The 15,811-nt window shown below is 71.6% G+C and carries 16 protein-coding genes and 1 tRNA gene; 14 read left to right on the forward strand and 3 right to left on the reverse strand.

The genetic code is table 11. The annotated features are described in order from the left end of the window. Positions 1–20 precede the first annotated feature (20 nt). The 3 genes from ABIE38_RS00220 to ABIE38_RS00230 all read left to right on the forward strand — a co-directional run bounded on the left by ABIE38_RS00220 (position 21) and on the right by ABIE38_RS00230 (position 2,647). Positions 21–311 (forward strand): DUF485 domain-containing protein, encoded by a 291-nt coding sequence (locus ABIE38_RS00220; protein ID WP_354054053.1) that lies wholly within the window; start codon positions 21–23, stop codon positions 309–311. Continuing rightward, positions 311–1,933: a monocarboxylic acid transporter gene (locus ABIE38_RS00225; RefSeq protein WP_354053471.1), complete on the forward strand. Its 1,623-nt coding sequence runs from the start codon at positions 311–313 to the stop codon at positions 1,931–1,933. The genes ABIE38_RS00220 and ABIE38_RS00225 overlap by 1 nt, the downstream gene beginning before the upstream one ends. 174 nt (positions 1,934–2,107) lie before the next feature. Beyond that, positions 2,108–2,647, forward strand: a complete 540-nt coding sequence (locus ABIE38_RS00230; RefSeq protein WP_354053472.1) for a hypothetical protein — start codon at positions 2,108–2,110, stop codon at positions 2,645–2,647. A gap of 81 nt (positions 2,648–2,728) precedes the next feature. Here ABIE38_RS00230 and ABIE38_RS00235 read toward each other — a convergent pair whose 3' ends face one another. Both ABIE38_RS00235 and ABIE38_RS00240 read right to left on the reverse strand, forming a co-directional pair. After that, positions 2,729–3,055, reverse strand: a complete 327-nt coding sequence (locus tag ABIE38_RS00235; protein WP_354053473.1) for a hypothetical protein — start codon at positions 3,053–3,055, stop codon at positions 2,729–2,731. Positions 3,056–3,282: 227 nt separating this feature from the next. Further along, positions 3,283–3,358, reverse strand: a tRNA-Arg gene (locus ABIE38_RS00240). A 214-nt stretch (positions 3,359–3,572) separates the two neighbouring features. On the opposite strand from ABIE38_RS00240, the gene rplM reads away from it, so the two are divergent. The 3 genes from rplM to glmM all read left to right on the forward strand — a co-directional run bounded on the left by rplM (position 3,573) and on the right by glmM (position 6,074). After that, positions 3,573–4,016, forward strand: coding sequence for a 50S ribosomal protein L13 (rplM, locus tag ABIE38_RS00245; protein ID WP_107748654.1), 444 nt, complete (start codon positions 3,573–3,575; stop codon positions 4,014–4,016). Then, positions 4,013–4,555 carry a 30S ribosomal protein S9 gene (rpsI, locus tag ABIE38_RS00250; RefSeq protein WP_179524679.1) on the forward strand — a complete coding sequence of 181 codons (543 nt, stop codon included), beginning with the start codon at positions 4,013–4,015 and terminating at the stop codon, positions 4,553–4,555. Before rplM ends, rpsI begins: the two co-directional genes overlap by 4 nt. 157 nt (positions 4,556–4,712) lie before the next feature. Beyond that, on the forward strand, positions 4,713–6,074 hold the full coding sequence (gene glmM / locus ABIE38_RS00255; protein ID WP_354053474.1) for a phosphoglucosamine mutase: 1,362 nt from the start codon (positions 4,713–4,715) through the stop codon (positions 6,072–6,074). A gap of 44 nt (positions 6,075–6,118) precedes the next feature. On the opposite strand, the gene ABIE38_RS00260 is transcribed toward glmM, so the two are convergent. Then, positions 6,119–6,991, reverse strand: a complete 873-nt coding sequence (locus ABIE38_RS00260; RefSeq protein WP_354053475.1) for a dienelactone hydrolase family protein — start codon at positions 6,989–6,991, stop codon at positions 6,119–6,121. Between the two features lie 73 nt (positions 6,992–7,064). On the opposite strand from ABIE38_RS00260, the gene glmS reads away from it, so the two are divergent. The 8 genes from glmS (at position 7,065) to tsaD (ending at position 15,807) form a co-directional block, all read left to right on the forward strand. Continuing rightward, the gene (gene glmS, locus ABIE38_RS00265; protein WP_354053476.1) at positions 7,065–8,921 is read left to right on the forward strand and encodes a glutamine--fructose-6-phosphate transaminase (isomerizing); all 1,857 of its coding nucleotides are present in this window, start codon (positions 7,065–7,067) and stop codon (positions 8,919–8,921) included. Positions 8,922–8,961: 40 nt separating this feature from the next. Continuing rightward, complete coding sequence (locus ABIE38_RS00270) at positions 8,962–10,464, forward strand: bifunctional ADP-dependent NAD(P)H-hydrate dehydratase/NAD(P)H-hydrate epimerase (protein WP_354053477.1); 1,503 nt, start codon at positions 8,962–8,964, stop codon at positions 10,462–10,464. A gap of 29 nt (positions 10,465–10,493) precedes the next feature. After that, the gene (gene alr / locus ABIE38_RS00275) at positions 10,494–11,681 is read left to right on the forward strand and encodes an alanine racemase (RefSeq protein WP_502914693.1); all 1,188 of its coding nucleotides are present in this window, start codon (positions 10,494–10,496) and stop codon (positions 11,679–11,681) included. Further along, on the forward strand, positions 11,678–12,985 hold the full coding sequence (locus tag ABIE38_RS00280) for an alpha/beta fold hydrolase (RefSeq protein WP_354053479.1): 1,308 nt from the start codon (positions 11,678–11,680) through the stop codon (positions 12,983–12,985). The genes alr and ABIE38_RS00280 overlap by 4 nt, the downstream gene beginning before the upstream one ends. Next, positions 12,982–13,494, forward strand: a complete 513-nt coding sequence (gene tsaE / locus ABIE38_RS00285; protein WP_354053480.1) for a tRNA (adenosine(37)-N6)-threonylcarbamoyltransferase complex ATPase subunit type 1 TsaE — start codon at positions 12,982–12,984, stop codon at positions 13,492–13,494. The genes ABIE38_RS00280 and tsaE overlap by 4 nt, the downstream gene beginning before the upstream one ends. Before the next feature lie 5 nt (positions 13,495–13,499). Continuing rightward, complete coding sequence (tsaB, locus tag ABIE38_RS00290; RefSeq protein WP_354053481.1) at positions 13,500–14,252, forward strand: tRNA (adenosine(37)-N6)-threonylcarbamoyltransferase complex dimerization subunit type 1 TsaB; 753 nt, start codon at positions 13,500–13,502, stop codon at positions 14,250–14,252. Positions 14,253–14,320: 68 nt separating this feature from the next. Next, positions 14,321–14,773: a ribosomal protein S18-alanine N-acetyltransferase gene (gene rimI, locus ABIE38_RS00295; protein WP_354054054.1), complete on the forward strand. Its 453-nt coding sequence runs from the start codon at positions 14,321–14,323 to the stop codon at positions 14,771–14,773. Next, positions 14,770–15,807: a tRNA (adenosine(37)-N6)-threonylcarbamoyltransferase complex transferase subunit TsaD gene (tsaD, locus tag ABIE38_RS00300; protein ID WP_354053482.1), complete on the forward strand. Its 1,038-nt coding sequence runs from the start codon at positions 14,770–14,772 to the stop codon at positions 15,805–15,807. Before rimI ends, tsaD begins: the two co-directional genes overlap by 4 nt. Positions 15,808–15,811: the final 4 nt, after the last annotated feature.

Raw genomic sequence — 15,811 nt, forward strand, 5'->3', positions numbered from 1 at the left:
AAGCGGCCGACTTCGAGGCGATGCACTCCAGCCCGGAATTCCAGGAGTTGCGCAGCAAGTTCAGGGCCTTCGTCTTCCCCATGACGATCGCCTTCCTCGTCTGGTACTTCCTGTACGTGCTACTGGCGGTCTACGCGACCGACTTCATGGGAACCAGGGTTTTCGGGAACATCACCTGGGGTCTGATCATCGGGCTGGCACAGTTCGTCACGACGTTCCTCATCACGTTCCTGTACATCCGGTTCGCCAACCGCGTGATCGACCCCCGCGCGGCAGCGATCCGCCACGAGCTGGAAGGTGAGGTGGCCTGATGGGCGACTGGCTGATCAACATCCGGGAGCTCACCCCGGGGGAGCAGGTCGGATCCACGCTGCTCAACATGGTCGTGTTCGGCATCTTCATCGTCGTCACGATGACGCTCGTGCTGCGGGCGTCCAAGTCGACCAAGTCGACCAAGGACTTCTACACCGGTGGCTCCACCTTCACGGGGCCGCAGAACGGGTTCGCGATCGCCGGCGACTACCTCTCGGCGGCCTCGTTCCTGGGCATCGCCGGTGCCATCGCCATCAACGGTTACGACGGCTTCCTCTACTCCATCGGCTTCCTGGTGGCGTGGCTGGTCGCGTTGATGCTCGTCGCCGAGCTGATGCGGAACACCGGTCGGTTCACCATGGCCGACGTGCTGAGCTTCCGTCTCAACCAGCGGCCCGTCCGCATGGCCGCCGCGCTGGCGACTCTCGCGGTCTGCCTGTTCTACCTCATCGCCCAGATGGCCGGCGCCGGCGGGCTGGTCGCCCTGCTGCTCAACATCAACGACTCCACCGGCCAGGCGATCGTCGTCGCGGCCGTCGGACTCCTGATGATCGTGTACGTCCTGGTCGGTGGTATGAAGGGCACCACGTACGTGCAGATGGTCAAGGCCGTGCTGCTCGTGGGTGGCGTGCTGATCATGTGCCTGTTCGTCCTCGTGGCGGCCCGGGGCAACTTCTCGGCACTCCTCGGCGAGGCCGTCGCCAACTCGGGTCGGGACCTCCTCAGCCCGGGCCTGCAGTACGGCGCCACCGAGACCAGCAAGCTCGACTTCATCTCCCTGTCGATCGCCCTGGTCTTCGGTACCGCCGGCCTGCCCCACGTGCTGATGCGCTTCTACACGGTCCCCACGGCCAAGGAGGCCCGCCGCTCGGTCACCTGGGCGATCGCGCTCATCGGGTCCTTCTACCTCTTCACCCTGGTCCTCGGCTTCGGTGCCGCGGCGATGGTGGGATCGGACGTCATCGAGGCGGCGCCGGGCGGCGTGAACTCGGCCGCCCCGCTGCTGGCCTTCGCACTCGGCGGGGAGATCTTCCTCGGCATCATCTCGGCGGTGGCCTTCGCGACCATCCTCGCGGTGGTGGCGGGCCTGGCGATCACCGCCTCGGCATCGTTCGCCCACGACATCTACAACGGAGTGCTCAAGCACGGGAAGGCCACCGAGAAGGACCAGCTGCGGGTGTCACGGATCACCGTGGTCGTGATCGGTATCGCGTCGATCGTCATGGGCATCGGGGCGATGGGGCAGAACATCGCGTTCCTCGTCGCCCTCGCCTTCGCCATCGCGGCCTCGGCGAACCTGCCGACTATCCTCTACTCGCTGTTCTGGAAGCGGTTCAACACCACCGGTGCGCTGTTCTCCATGTATGGCGGCCTGATCAGCACGCTCGTGCTGATCGCGCTCTCGCCCGCGGTCTCGGGTGGCCCGAAGTCGATGATCACCAGTGTCGACTTCTCGCTGTTCCCCCTGTCCAATCCGGGCATCGTGTCGATTCCGCTGGCGTTCCTGCTCGGCATCATCGGCACGTTCCTCGGGAAGAAGGACGAGTTCCCGCAGAAGCGGGTGGAAATGGAGGTCCGCTCCCTCACTGGCGTCGGTGTGGAGAAGACCATCAACCACTGACCCGTCCCGCCCGGGCGGAACCGATTCCGACCCGCCCGACCGCGAAGAGCGGTCGGGCGGGTCGCGTCGTCGACACGGTGCACCCCCTGGGTCGAAACCCGACCGACGGGAAGTCGGTGGACAAAGGGACTACCCTCGGTGACCACCACACCGATTCGGAGGCGGTCAGAGCAGATGTATCCCGGACAGGACGACCAGACGCGGCGCATGGGGCAACCCGACTCGCGCGCGTACTCGCAGATGGGCGGAGACCCAGGGTACGACGAGCCCTACTCGAACGAGGCCGCCTACCCGGAGCGCCGTGAACCCCGCGGTCCCGCGCTCGACGTGGGCAAGTTCCTCGGCAGCGTCGCGGCCACGGCGCTCGTGGCGGCGATCGCCGGGTGGCTGATCGCCTGGGTCGTCGAGGCGGCGTTCGGCCGCTTCGGTCATCTGTGGGCCAACGGCGGCAACACCCCCACCATGTACGCGGTGTACGGCGCGGTGGCCGCGATCCTGGCCGGGCTCCTCTGGTACCTGCTCCTGGTGGGCACGGCGAACCCGCAGCAGTTCTTCTCGTGGACGGTGGGACTGCTGATCATCGCGGCGGTGGCGCTACCGCTGCTGGTGACGGTGCCGTTCCTCGACGGGTTGGCCGCAGCGATAGTCCACCTGTTCATCGGCCTGCCGATCCTCGCGCTGACAGGGGCGTTCGCCGCCACCCTGCGACGCTGACCCCCGTGACGCACCCGAGCCCGCTGATGACTCATCAGCGGGCTCGGGTGCGTCCGGCCGGTCTGGCGGCCTGCCCGTAGCTCAGGCCGCGTGCCTGCAGGTCGGGCAGGTGCAGTCGTCGCACACGCAGTTCGCGCACTCGTGGCGCTCCCCGCAGTTGTCGCACGAGCACACGTTGTGGTTGCAGGTCTCGCAGGTGCAGTCGGTGCAGGTGCACACCGCGCAACTGTCGGTGCAGTTGTCACACGAGCAGGTGGTGCACTCGTCGTAGTGGCCGTCGTGCTCGCGGTGCAGGTGGCCGTCGTGCAGGTAGTCGACGTGGTCCTCGTGGACCACGGCCTCGTGGCCGCAGCCGGGTCCGTGGGTGTGCGAGTGGGGCTCGGCGGTGGGGTGGTCGGTCACGGTCATCGGTGTCGCTCCTGGTCGTCGCCGGCGGGTCGCCGCCGGGCATGGCTGGCGGATGTCACGGGAGGCGCCGGATCGTACGCGGGCGGGCGGTCGTCCATGACATGCACAGATTGTCATACATGCATGTATTGCTGTCAACGGCGTCGGTGGTCCGGTAGGGCTGGTCGAGGTGTGTCGAGGGGTATCCGCGGTGGCCGGGCGAGCGTCGGATGGTGGGACTCACGCTGTGGTGCCCTCGAGAGGAATCGAACCTCCGACACCGGCTTTAGGAGAGCCGTGCTCTATCCACTGAGCTACGAGGGCGGGAACCGGGGAGAGTCTAACTGATCCGCGCCGGTCCCCGTGATCAGCGAGTTGGAGTGTCGACAGCCGGGCGGTAAGCTTGGCGGCTGGCGTCCGTGTCGTCCCCGTATCCCGGGATCGACGGACCGCCTCCGCGGGTCACCACCGGCCGCCGCGTGAGGGGGTGGGCGTCCGACAGGCCGGCAGCCCCACTAGACAGACAGAGGTATTGCCTGTGTCCACGTACACCCCCAAGCCCGGGGACGTGACGCGCGCCTGGTACGTCATCGACGCCACTGATGTGGTTCTCGGTCGACTCGCCGTGCAGGTCGCCAACATCCTCCGTGGCAAGCACAAGCCGCAGTTCGCCCCGAACGCCGACACCGGCGACTTCGTCATCATCATCAACGCCGACAAGGTCGCGATCTCGTCCAACAAGCGCGAGCGCGTCATGCACCACCGTCACTCCGGATTCCCGGGCGGGCTCAAGTCGCAGTCCCTCGGCAAGGCCATGGACACGCGCCCCGACCGTGTCGTCGAGAAGGCCGTCAAGGGCATGCTCCCGAGCAACAAGCTCGGTCGTGCCGTCGCCTCCAAGCTGAAGGTGTACGCGGGCCCCGAGCATCCGCACGCCGCCCAGCAGCCCGTGCCCTACGAGATCAAGCAGGTGGCCCAGTGACCGACGAGAACATCACCCCCGAGGCCGAGCTCGCCGACGACACGGTGGCGGAACTCGCCGCCGAGGTCGCCGAGGACTACAGCGAGGCCGACTACGCCGGCGGCACCGACTACGTGGCCGACGCCGAGACCCAGCTGGCCCCGGTCGTCTCCTCCGGTCCGACGCAGGCGGTCGGCCGTCGCAAGGAGGCCGTCGCCCGCGTCCGCCTCATGCCCGGCTCCGGCCAGTTCACCCTCAACGGTCGCACTCTCGAAGAGTACTTCCCGAACAAGGTGCACCAGCAGCTCGTCAAGTCGCCGCTCGTCCTGGTCGAGCGCGAGGAGCAGTTCGACATCGTCGCCCTGCTCCACGGTGGCGGCCCCTCCGGACAGGCCGGTGCGCTGCGCCTGGCCATCGCCCGCGCGCTGATCCAGTACGCGCCGGACGACCGCCCGGCGCTCAAGAAGGCCGGCTTCCTCACCCGGGACGCCCGCGCCGTCGAGCGCAAGAAGGCCGGCCTCAAGAAGGCCCGTAAGGCCCCGCAGTACTCGAAGCGCTGATCTCCGCGCTCGACACCCCAGAGCAGGCGCCCGCGATCGCGGGGGCCTGCTCTGGCTCGTTTTACAAGGGACCTCACGGACGGGGCTATCCTTACCCGGTCCGCAACACCCGCCCCCGGTGCGGTGGCGGTCCCACTACCCCGGAGGATCACGCATCATGACCCGACTGTTCGGCACCGACGGGGTTCGCGGACTCGCCAATCGGACACTCACCGTGGACCTGGCCGTCCGCCTCGGAGCAGCTGCCGCCTCCGTGCTCGCAGCCGGGACCGGCGCCACCGGGGTGCCGGGCGGTCAGACCCGCCCACTGGCCGTGATCGGCCGCGACCCCCGGGCGTCGGGGGAGATGCTCGAGGCGGCCCTCGCCGCGGGTCTGGCCAGCCAGGGGGTGGACGTCCTGTGTGTCGGCGAGCTCCCGACCCCGGCCGTCGCCCATCTGACGGCCCAGCACGGCGCCGCGCTCGGTGCGGTCATCTCGGCCTCGCACAACGCGATGCCCGACAACGGGATCAAGTTCTTCGCCGCGGGCGGGCACAAGCTCGGCGACCACATGGAGGACCGCATCGAGGGTGCCCTGACGGAGGGGACGATCACCGGACCCACCGGGGCCTCGGTCGGCCGGATCTCACGCGCGTCGTCGGAGGACGCACTGGACGGGTACGTCCGGCACCTGCTCGACGCCACGCCCGGGCGGCTGGACGGACTGGTCGTGGTGGTCGACTGCGCCAACGGAGCGGCCAGCGTCGCGGCGCCGCGTGCCTACCGCGACGCGGGGGCGACCGTGATCGAACTCCACTCCACCCCCGACGGCTACAACATCAACGACGGGTGCGGCTCCACACATCTGGAGGACGTCCGCGCCGCCGTGCGCGAACACGGTGCGGACCTCGGTCTGGCGCACGACGGCGACGCCGATCGCTGCCTGGCCGTCGACGCCTCCGGCGAGGTCGTCGACGGTGACCAGATCATGGCGATCCTCGCCCTGGCGATGCGGGACTCCGGAGAGCTGGTGGGAGACACCCTCGTGGCGACGATCATGAGCAACCTCGGTCTCAAGGTGGCCATGCAGGCCGCCGGGATCCACGTCACCGAGACCAAGGTGGGGGACCGCTACGTCCTCGAACGGCTCCGTGAGGGCGGGTACAGCCTCGGCGGTGAGCAGTCCGGTCACCTCGTCCTCCCCGCGCACGCGACAACCGGCGACGGGGTCCTCACAGGACTGCGCATCATGGCCCGGATGGCCCAGACCGGTAGCCCCCTGGCCGAGCTCGCCGCCGTGATGACGGTCCTGCCGCAGGTGCTGATCAACGTGCCGGTGGACGACAAGGCCGCGGTCGTGTCGTCCTCGGTGGTGGGCAATGCCGTGGCCGAGGAGGAGGCGCGACTGGGGTCGGGGGGAAGGGTGCTGCTGCGTCCGTCGGGCACCGAACAGCTGGTCCGCGTCATGGTCGAGGCGGAGGACGCCCACTGCGCCCGCCAGGTGGCGGAGCGACTGGCGGGGCTCGTCACCGCGGTCTGAGCCCCGGCGCGGTGAGCCGCGCTCGGCTCCCGGTGACGCTCCGCTCAGCTCCCGGTGAAGCTCTTCGCCAGCCTGAGCAGCGGCGGCGCCCCGGCCACGAGGTCGTCGTCCTCCTCGTCCAGCATCGCGTCGGTCACCGTGACGGTGCCCTTGAGCTTCTCCTCCGGATCAGCGAACGCCGAGTAGGTGGCATCGCCGGCGAGCGTGCTCAGGAGATACCCCGCCATCAGCGGGCGCACCGCGCGTTGCGTCCGGCGGTCCGGGTCCGCGAGTCCGACGTACTTGACCAGCGGCGCGCCCTCGACCAGGCCGGTCTCGATGGCCTTCTCGAGACGTCGGTGCACGATCTGGCCGCGCCAGGCCAGGTGGAGGGCCCGCGCGTCCTCGGCGTGCACCCCGCCGGACGCCGACAGCAGCAGGGCCGGCGCGTCGATGGTGATGGCCCGGTCGGCGGCCGCCGGGACGGTCTCGGTGGGGAACGCCATCGCCACCGCGCCGATATCGGTGCGCTGGGAGGCCAGCAGGGCACAGACCCCGCCACCGAGCCCGTGTCCTGCCAGCCCGATCCGGCGGGGATCCGCGCGGACGGTCCCGCGGCCGAGCCTGGCCTGCAGGACGTCCTCGATCGCGGCAGACAGGTGGTCGGCGAAGTGTTGGTGGTTCGGTCGGGGGGACCGATCGGTCGCGGGCGCGACCACGACAAAACCCCACGAGGCGAGGTGCTTGAGCGTGTCCGTGTAGTCACGGGGGCCCTTGGTCCAGTCGTGGGCGAAGCCCACCACCGGTGCGGGTGACGGCGCGTCACGCGGGACGAACACCGCGCCCGGCGTCCCGGTGAAACCGAGATCGCCCGTGTCGACCCCGTAGGGGCCCCGCCGGTTCACCTTGTCGAGCAGAGCTTTGGTCTTGATGGCCACGAGGGCCACAGTATCGCCTCCGGGGGGTCGACGGTGCCGGGGCGTCGGCACGGCGTGGCTACACTTAGCGGCCATGTGCGGAATCGTCGGTTATGTCGGGCATCAGGCTGCCCTCCCTGTCGTGGTCGAGGCCCTGCGGCGGATGGAGTACCGCGGGTACGACTCCTCGGGCGTGGCCGTCCTCGACGGTTCGGGCGCCTCCCGCGTGGAGAAGAAGGAGGGCAAGCTCGCCAACCTCGAGGCGGCGTTGGACTCCGCCGGGCAAGACAGCTTCCCGGGGACCACCGGTATCGGACACACCCGATGGGCCACCCACGGGCGCCCCAGTGACCGCAACGCCCACCCGCATGTCTCCGGCGACGTGGCGATCGTGCACAACGGCATCATCGAGAACTTCGCCCCGCTGCGCGCCGAGCTGGAGGCCGCGGGGGTCGAGTTGGTGTCGGACACCGACTCCGAAGTGGCCGCGCACCTGCTCATGTGCGAGATGGCGTCCGGTCAGCACGCGGGGGACTTCGTCGCCTCGTGCCGGGCCGTGCTGAACCGCCTCGAGGGTGCATTCACCCTTGTCTTCAGCCACGCCGCCCACCCGGGCACCCTCGTCGCGGCCCGTCGGTCGACCCCGCTGGTGCTGGGCGTGGGGGAGGGCGAGATGTTCCTCGGCTCGGACGTCGCGGCGTTCATCGAGCACACCCGTGAGGCGGTGGAGCTCGGGCAGGACAACGTGGTGGTGCTGCGGGCCGACGGGTACGAGATCACCGACCTCTCCGGCGCACCCGCCGAGGGGCGCCCCTTCCACATCGACTGGGACCTCGCCGCCGCGGAGAAGGGCGGCTACGACTACTTCATGCTCAAGGAGATCGCCGAGCAGCCGGCGGCGGTCGCCGACACCCTGCTCGGCCACTTCCAGGACGGTCGCATCGTGCTCGACGAGCAGCGGATCAGCGACCAGGACCTCAGGGACATCGACAAGGTGTTCATCGTGGCCTGCGGCAGCGCGTACCACTCCGGCATGGTGGCCAAGTACGCCATCGAGCACTGGACCCGCCTACCCTGCGAGGTCGAGATCGCCTCGGAGTTCCGCTACCGGGACCCCGTGTTGGATCGATCCACCCTGGTGGTTGCCATCTCCCAGTCGGGCGAGACCGCCGACACCCTCGAGGCCGTGCGGCACGCCAAGTCCCAGAAGGCCCGAGTCCTGGCGGTCTGCAACACCAACGGCTCGCAGATCCCCCGCGAGGCCGACGCCGTGCTGTACACCCATGCCGGCCCCGAGATCGGGGTGGCCTCCACCAAGGCGTACCTGGCCCAGATCACCGCCAACTATCTCGTGGGTCTGGCCCTGGCGCAGGCCCGGGGCACGAAGTACCCCGATGAGGTGGCGGCCGAGTTCCGTCAGCTCGAGAAGATGCCCGAGGCCATCCAGAAGGTCGTCGACTCCCTCGACCCGGTCCGCGCGATCGCGCGGGAACTGGCCGGATCGAAGTCGGTGCTGTTCCTCGGCCGCCACGTCGGGTACCCGACGGCGCTCGAGGGCGCGCTCAAGCTCAAGGAGCTGGCGTACATGCACGCCGAGGGGTTCCCGGCGGGCGAGCTCAAGCACGGTCCGATCGCCCTGATCGAGGACGGCCTGCCCGTCTTCATCGTCATGCCTCCCGTCGAGGGGCGCGGGGTCCTGCACTCCAAGCTCGTGAGCAACATCCAGGAGATCAGGGCCCGCGGTGCCCTGACCATCGTGATCGCCGAGGAGGGGGACGAGGTGGTGCGACCGCTGTCGGACTACTTCATCCCGATCCCGGCCTCGACCACCCTGCTGCAGCCGCTCCTCGCGACCATCCCCTACCAGGCGTTCGCCGCCGAGGTCGCCGCCGCCCGTGGGTACGACGTGGACAAGCCCCGCAATCTGGCCAAGTCCGTCACGGTGGAGTGATCCGCCCCCGGGTCTGATCCCGTCTGGGATCGTGGACGTCATGTTGCGCGCGCATCCGGTCGAGGCGATCCGGGCCGCCGAGCGCCCGCTCATCGAGGCGGCCGTGGCGGCGGGGGACCCGGACGCCGTGATGCGCCGCGCCGCCTCGGGCGTCGCCCACCACACCGCCGGGCTCCTGCGCAGGCGCACCGGAGGGGTCTACGGCCGGTCGGTCGTGCTTCTCGTGGGGAGCGGGGACAACGGCGGGGACGCCCTCTACTCGGGCGCGATCCTGCGTGGGCGGGGGTGTCGGGTGGAGGCGGTACTGCTCGACCCCGACCGGGTGCACGGTCGGGCCCTGCAGGCCCTACGCGGAGCCGGGGGGCGGGTGGTCGCAGCCGGTGCCGACACGGACTCGGGAACGGCGGGCGCTCCGGACGTCGTGATCGACGGGGTCGTGGGGCTGGCGGGGTCGGGCCCGCTGAGGGAGCCCGCGGCGGCGGCGGTCGCCGCGCTCGACGGGGCCGGGGTCCCGTTCGTCGCGGTGGACCTCCCGAGCGGGGTGGACGCCGACACCGGAACGGTGCACGAGGCACACGTACGGGCCGACGTCACCGTCACGTTCGGGGCCCTGCGTCGCGCCCACCTGCTCGCCTCTCCGACGTGCGGCCGGGTCGAGGTGGTCGACATCGGACTGGCGGACATGGGCTCCGGACCGTTGACGGTGCGCCGCCCGGACCGGTCCGAGGTGGGTCGGGCGTGGCCGGTGCCGGGGCCGGACGACGACAAGTACACCCAGGGCGTGGTCGCCATCCGTGCGGGCTCCGGACGGTTCCCCGGTGCGGCCGTGCTGTGCGCCTCGGCGGCGGTGGCGGCGACCTCCGGGATGGTCCGGTACGTCGGCTCGGGCGCCGCGGACGTGCTCGCGGGCCGTCCTGAGGTGGTGTGCCACCCGTCGGTCGCCGAGGCAGGGACCGCGCAGGCCTGGGTCGTGGGGCCGGGGGCGGGGACCGGGACGGAAGCCGTCGCCGACCTCGACGCGATCCTGGCCCGGGGGAGGCCGACCGTCCTCGACGCCGATGCGCTCACCTGCGTCGCGGGGCACCCCGTGGTGTTGCGGAGCGCGACCGCGCCGGTGCTTCTCACCCCCCACGCCGGCGAGTTCGACAGGCTGACCGGAGGCTGGGACAGGACGGACCGGCCCGGTGCTCTTCGCCGGTACGTCGCGGATCTGCGCGACCGGGGTATCCCGGCGACCGTGCTGCTCAAGGGGCGGGTGACGCTGGTCGACGACGGGGAGACCACCTGGTCGATCGACCCGGGTTCCTCCTGGGCCGCGACGGCGGGCTCCGGCGACGTGTTGTCCGGGGTGGCCGGCGCGTTGCTCGCGAACGGCATGGGCTGCGGCGGGGAGGTCGCCTGGCCGGCGGTCGCGGCGGCGGTGGCCCACGGTGAGGCCGCGCGGATCGCCGCGGGGCGCACCGGTGGGGCCGGTGCGCCGATCGGGGCCGGGGATCTGCTGCGCGCGTTGCCGTCGGCGATCTCCGCTCTCCGCGGTGCGTGAATGGCCTCCGGAGGCAGGGGTTTGGCAGAATGGACGAAATGGGTCCAATTGTCCCCCCGTCGCCGTGCCGCGCCGAGATAGACCTGGGCGCGATCGAGCACAACGCCCGCGTCCTGGCGCGCGCCGCGCGTGGTGCGCGGGTCATGGCGGTGGTGAAGGCGGACGCCTACGGCCACGGCGCCGTGCCGGTCTCGCTCGCCGCGCTGCGCGGTGGGGCGGACGCACTGGGCGTCACGACGATCGCCGAGGCGCTGCAGTTGCGCGATGCGGGCATCGACGCCGAGATCCTGGCCTGGTTGTTCGGGGTCGGTGACGACGTCGGGGCTGCGCTCGGGGCGGACGTGGACCTGGCGGTCCCGAGCCCGGGCCACCTCGACACCGTGCTCGACGCCGCCCGCCGCACCGGGCGTCGCGCGAGGGTGACCCCCAAGATCGATACCGGGCTCGCGCGCTCCGGCATCACCCTGGACGAGTGGCCCGCCCTGCTCGACCGGCTGGTCGCCGCCTCCGACGAGGGCCTCATCGAGGTGACCGGGCTGATGGCGCACTTCGCGCACGCCGACGATCCGGGCAACCCGGTGATCGACCAGCAGGTCGACCGTCTGCACGCCTGCGTGGCGCAGGCCCGCGCCCGTGGGGTGCGGTGCCCGGTCAACCACCACGCCAACTCCGCGGCCACCCTGACCCGCCCGGACGACGGTTTCGAGATGGTCCGCCCCGGAATCGCCCTCTACGGGCTCAACCCGGTCGACGGTCTCGAGGCGGACCTGGTCCCGGCCATGACGTTCTCCGCCGAGGTCCTGATGGTCAAGCGCATCGCCGCCGGCCAGGGGGTGAGCTACGGGCACACATGGCACGCCCCGCGGGACACGACCGTGGCCCTCGTGGCGGCGGGGTACGCCGACGGGGTGTGGCGCCTGCTCTCGGGCAGGCTCGACGTGGCCGTCAACGGGCGCAGGTACCCGAACGTCGGCCGCGTCTGCATGGACCAGTTCGTCGTCGACCTGGGCCCGGACCCGGGCGACTCGGTGCGCGCGGGGGACACCGCCATTCTGTTCGGCACCGGCTCCGACGGGGGCCCGACCGCCGCCGAGTGGGCACGGACCCTGGGGACCATCCACTACGAGGTCGTCACAGCGGTCCGCGGCCGCGCGGTGCGCCATCACGTTCTCGGGACCCGGCACGCCAGCGGTGAGCAGAGGGAGGGGTCACTATGAGCGGAGAAGACGACTCACCCGGGCGCCGGAGGTCGATGCCCCGACTCCGGCTGCCCCGGCGGCCCTCCCGGTCGAATGCGGGGGAGCCCGTCGAGGTCCGGTCACCCGAACTGGTGGGCGGGGAGACGAGGGACGCCGAGGCCGTCGAGGAGCAGATCCGGGCCCCCGGAGGTCTCGCCGCAGGCCTGAGCGCACTGGGCGCCGCGACGATCGGATCCGTCGGCACGCTCCTCCCCGGCCGCCGGGCGAGCGACCCGTGGGCCGGCGAGGACATGTGGGAGCTCGGGGTCGATCGGGGTTCGATGGTCGCCGCCTCGGACGGTGTCCCGCTCGCGGTGCGGGAGGCCGGTCCGACCGACGCGCCGATGACCGTGGTGTTCGCCCACGGGTACACGCTGTCCATGGACTCCTGGCACTTCCAGCGCCGGCACCTCCAGGACCGATTCGGCTCCGAGGTCCGCCTGGTCTTCTACGACCAGCGCGGTCACGGACTCAGCGGCAAGAGTTCGCGCGAGAACTCGACCATCGCCCAGCTGGCATCCGACCTCAACTCGGTGATCTCCGCCACGGCGCCGACCGGCCCGATCGTGGCGATCGGCCACTCCATGGGGGGCATGACGGTCCTCGGCTACGCCGTCCGCCACGAGGACGCGGTCCGCGAGCGCGTGCTCGGCGTGGGACTGGTCGCCACGGCGATGGCGGAACTCTCGGAGTCGGGCCTGGGTGCCGTGCTCGACAGCAGGGCCGTGAGCAGATTCGTGGGCCTCGCCGGCCGCACCCCCGCGGTGTTCACCAGCAGCCGCAAGGCACTCGGGGCGATCATCTCCCCGTTCATCTACGGCGGCTCCTTCGGCGACCCGGCCAAGATGAGCCCGACCGTCGCCAGATTCGTCGACAAACTCATCGCGTCGACGGACGTCCTGACGATCGCGAACTTCTTCGAGACCCTCACCCAGCACGACGAGTCCGCGGCCGTGCCCGTACTCCGCGACGTGCGCACCACGGTGTTGTGCGGGGACCGCGACCTGCTCACCCCCCTCGACCGCTCGGTGGACATCGCCGAGGCACTGCCGGACGCCGAGTTCGTGGTGGTCCCCGGAGCGGGGCACATGGTGATGTTGGAGGAGCCCGCGCACGTGTCGGAGGTCCTCGGTGACCTCATCGCGGACGCCGTCGTCGAGTGGCGCGCACGGACGCGGGAGAAGTCGAGCGGCACCGAATCGTCGCGCGGCCCCGGGTCATCGAGCGACACCGGGTCGTCGTCCCGCAGCGGCCCGTCGGCGCGCCGTCGCGCGGCGTCGTGACGATCGGGGTCTCCGGGGAGCGGACGCTGCCCACGGTGGACGACACCCGCGCGCTCGGCGTCGAACTGGCGGGCGTGCTCCGCGCCGGCGACGTCGTGGTGCTCGACGGGCCGCTCGGCGCCGGGAAGACCGCCCTCACCGCCGGGATCGCCGCCGGCCTCGGCGTCCTGGGCCGGGTGACCTCCCCGACCTTCGTGATCGCCCGGCGGCACGCCCCCGGGACCCCGGACGGCCCAGGGTTGGTCCACGTGGACGCCTACCGGCTGGTGGGGGGCCAGAACCCCGACGGGTCGCAACCCACGACCGACGACCTGGCCGACCAGCTGGAGTCCCTCGACCTGGACTCCGCGCTCGACCATGACGTCGTGGTGGTGGAGTGGGGCGCCGGGTTCGTCGACTCCCTCGTCGCGGCACCCCTCGTCGTCACCCTCGAGCGTGGCGCAGACACCGAGGTGCGCTCGGCCACCTGGCACCGGGCCGGGCGGCCGCCCCACCCGGCGGTACCCTGACCCCCGTGCTGGTCCTCGCCGTCGACACCTCGACCCCCGCCGTGACCGCCGGGGTCTGCCGCCTCGTCCTCGGGGACCACGGCCCGGTCGTCACGCCCCTGGCCACCCGGGTGACCGAGGACGCCCGCGCCCACGCGGAGCTGCTGACCCCCCACATCCTGGACTGCCTCGCCGAGGCGGACCTGGCCCCCGGCGACCTCGACGCCGTGGTGGTGGGCGTGGGGCCGGGACCGTTCACGGGTCTGCGGGTGGGGATGGCGACCGCGGCCGCGTTCGCCGACGCGCTCGGTCGACCCGTGCACGGCGTGTGTTCGCTCGACGGGCTCGCGCAGCGGGCGCGCGCCGCGGGGGTGACGGGAGAGCTCGTCGTCGTCACCGACGCCCGGCGTCGCGAGGCCTACCACGCCCGGTACGCCCCGGACGGCGCCCGGGTGTCCGGTCCCACGGTCGGCCCCGCGGCCGACATCGCCACCGACGGGGTCGATCACGTGGTGGGCGACGCGACCCGACTCGGGGAGCTCGTCCGGGGGGCACCGCACGCCGGGACCGGCGGCGGAGGCGGGGCCACCGCGCCGGACCGGTTGATCTCACCGGACCCGGCCGGGCTCGTCACGGCCGCCGCCGCCGACCTCCTCGGCGGAGTGGACCCGGCCCCGCTGGAGCCCCTCTACCTGCGCCGACCGGATGCCGTGCCGCCGCGCCGGGTGGAGCCGTCCCCGGCGTTGCGGGGCGTCGAGGCCGGAGGGCCACCACGGTGAGCGGTCCGGCGTCGGGCGGCGACACCGTGGACGGCGTCGTCTATGATCCGCTGGTCGCGGGCGACGCGATGCGGTGCGCGGAACTCGAACGAGTACTCTTCCGCGGTGACGGACCGTGGTCGGCCGCCTCGTTCCTGTCCGAGATCGGCTCCGGGCACACCACCTGTCTGGCCGCCCGCCTCGAGGGCACGCTGGTCGGTTACGCCGTGCTGGCGGCACTCGGGCGGGCGGGGGACCGGGAGTTCGAGGTCCACACCATCGGGGTCGATCCCGCCTACCGGGGCCGGGGGATCGGACGCACGATGCTGCGCCTGTTGCTCGCGGTGGCGGACGCGGAGGCGGCTCCGGTGGTCCTGGACGTGCGAACCGACAACGTCCCGGCCCGCGCGCTCTACGAAGCGCACGGTTTCGAGGTGGTGGGGCTACGACCCCGGTACTACCGTCCGAGCATGGCCGACGCGCACCTCATGGTGCGTCCGGCGCACAACGGACCCGACCCGGGAGGAGGAGGCAGCTCGTGAGGACCGTTCTGGGGATCGAGAGTTCGTGCGACGAGACCGGCGTGGCGATCGCCCGGGTGCACGATGACGGTCGCGCGGAGCTTCTCGCCGACGTGGTGGCCTCGTCGATGTCCGAGCACGCGCGCTTCGGCGGCGTGGTGCCCGAGATCGCCTCCCGCGCGCATCTCGAGGCGCTCGTCCCGACCGTGCGTGCGGCGCTCGCCGAGGCGGGTGTCGACCGACCCGACGCCGTGGCCGCGACGATCGGGCCCGGGTTGTCCGGTGCACTTCTGGTGGGCTCCTCGGCGGCCAAGGCCTACGCCGCCGCGTGGGGCACACCGTTCTATGCGGTCAACCACCTGGTGGGACACGTCGCCGTGGCCGGGTTCGACGGCGGACCACTCGACGAATGCGTGGCGCTGCTGGTCTCCGGCGGACACACACAGCTCCTGCACGTGCGCTCTCTCACGGATCCGGTGGTGGAACTCGGCTCGACGGTCGACGACGCGGCGGGGGAGGCCTACGACAAGGTCGCGAGGCTCCTGGGGTTGGGGTACCCGGGCGGTCCGGTGATCGATCGACTCGCGGCGTCCGGTGACCCCGCGGCCATCCCCTTCCCCCGCGGGATGACCGGACCCCGCGACGCCCGACACGACTTCTCCTTCTCCGGACTCAAGACCTCTGTCGCGCGCCGGATCGAGGCCGCCGAACGCGACGGGGCGCACCTCGAGGTCGCCGACGTGGCCGCGTCGTTCCAGGAGGCGGTGGCGGACGTGCTCACCATGAAGGCCGTGCGTGCCTGCACCGACCTCGGGGTGCCGACCCTGCTCGTCGGCGGCGGCGTCGCGGCGAACTCCCGGTTGCGGGAGCTGGCGGCGCAGCGGTGCGCCGAGGCCGGGATCCGTCTCCGGGTCCCCCGGCCGCGGCTGTGCACGGACAACGGGGCGATGGTCGTGGCGGTGGCGTCCGCGCTCCTCGCGGCGGGTGTCGAACCCAGTGCCCTCACCGTGGCGGCGGATCCGGGACTCGCGGTCGGGGTGACCCAGGTGGTGTGACCCG

Source organism: Dietzia sp. 2505, from assembly GCF_040546785.1.
Classification (GTDB): Bacteria; Actinomycetota; Actinomycetes; order Mycobacteriales; family Mycobacteriaceae; genus Dietzia.

What these genes read in the sequence shown, in the direction of transcription:
- glmM (WP_354053474.1), top strand. Translation starts at nt 4,713, where the DNA reads ATGACCCGACTGTTCGGCACCGACGGGGTTCGCGGACTCGCCAATCGG.
- ABIE38_RS00220 (WP_354054053.1), top strand. Translation starts at nt 21, where the DNA reads ATGCACTCCAGCCCGGAATTCCAGGAGTTGCGCAGCAAGTTCAGGGCC.
- rimI (WP_354054054.1), top strand. Translation starts at nt 14,321, where the DNA reads ATGCGGTGCGCGGAACTCGAACGAGTACTCTTCCGCGGTGACGGACCG.
- ABIE38_RS00270 (WP_354053477.1), top strand. Translation starts at nt 8,962, where the DNA reads ATGTTGCGCGCGCATCCGGTCGAGGCGATCCGGGCCGCCGAGCGCCCG.
- ABIE38_RS00225 (WP_354053471.1), top strand. Translation starts at nt 311, where the DNA reads ATGGGCGACTGGCTGATCAACATCCGGGAGCTCACCCCGGGGGAGCAG.
- ABIE38_RS00280 (WP_354053479.1), top strand. Translation starts at nt 11,678, where the DNA reads ATGAGCGGAGAAGACGACTCACCCGGGCGCCGGAGGTCGATGCCCCGA.
- ABIE38_RS00235 (WP_354053473.1), bottom strand. Translation starts at nt 3,055, where the DNA reads ATGACCGTGACCGACCACCCCACCGCCGAGCCCCACTCGCACACCCAC.
- glmS (WP_354053476.1), top strand. Translation starts at nt 7,065, where the DNA reads ATGTGCGGAATCGTCGGTTATGTCGGGCATCAGGCTGCCCTCCCTGTC.
- alr (WP_502914693.1), top strand. Translation starts at nt 10,494, where the DNA reads ATGGACGAAATGGGTCCAATTGTCCCCCCGTCGCCGTGCCGCGCCGAG.
- ABIE38_RS00230 (WP_354053472.1), top strand. Translation starts at nt 2,108, where the DNA reads ATGTATCCCGGACAGGACGACCAGACGCGGCGCATGGGGCAACCCGAC.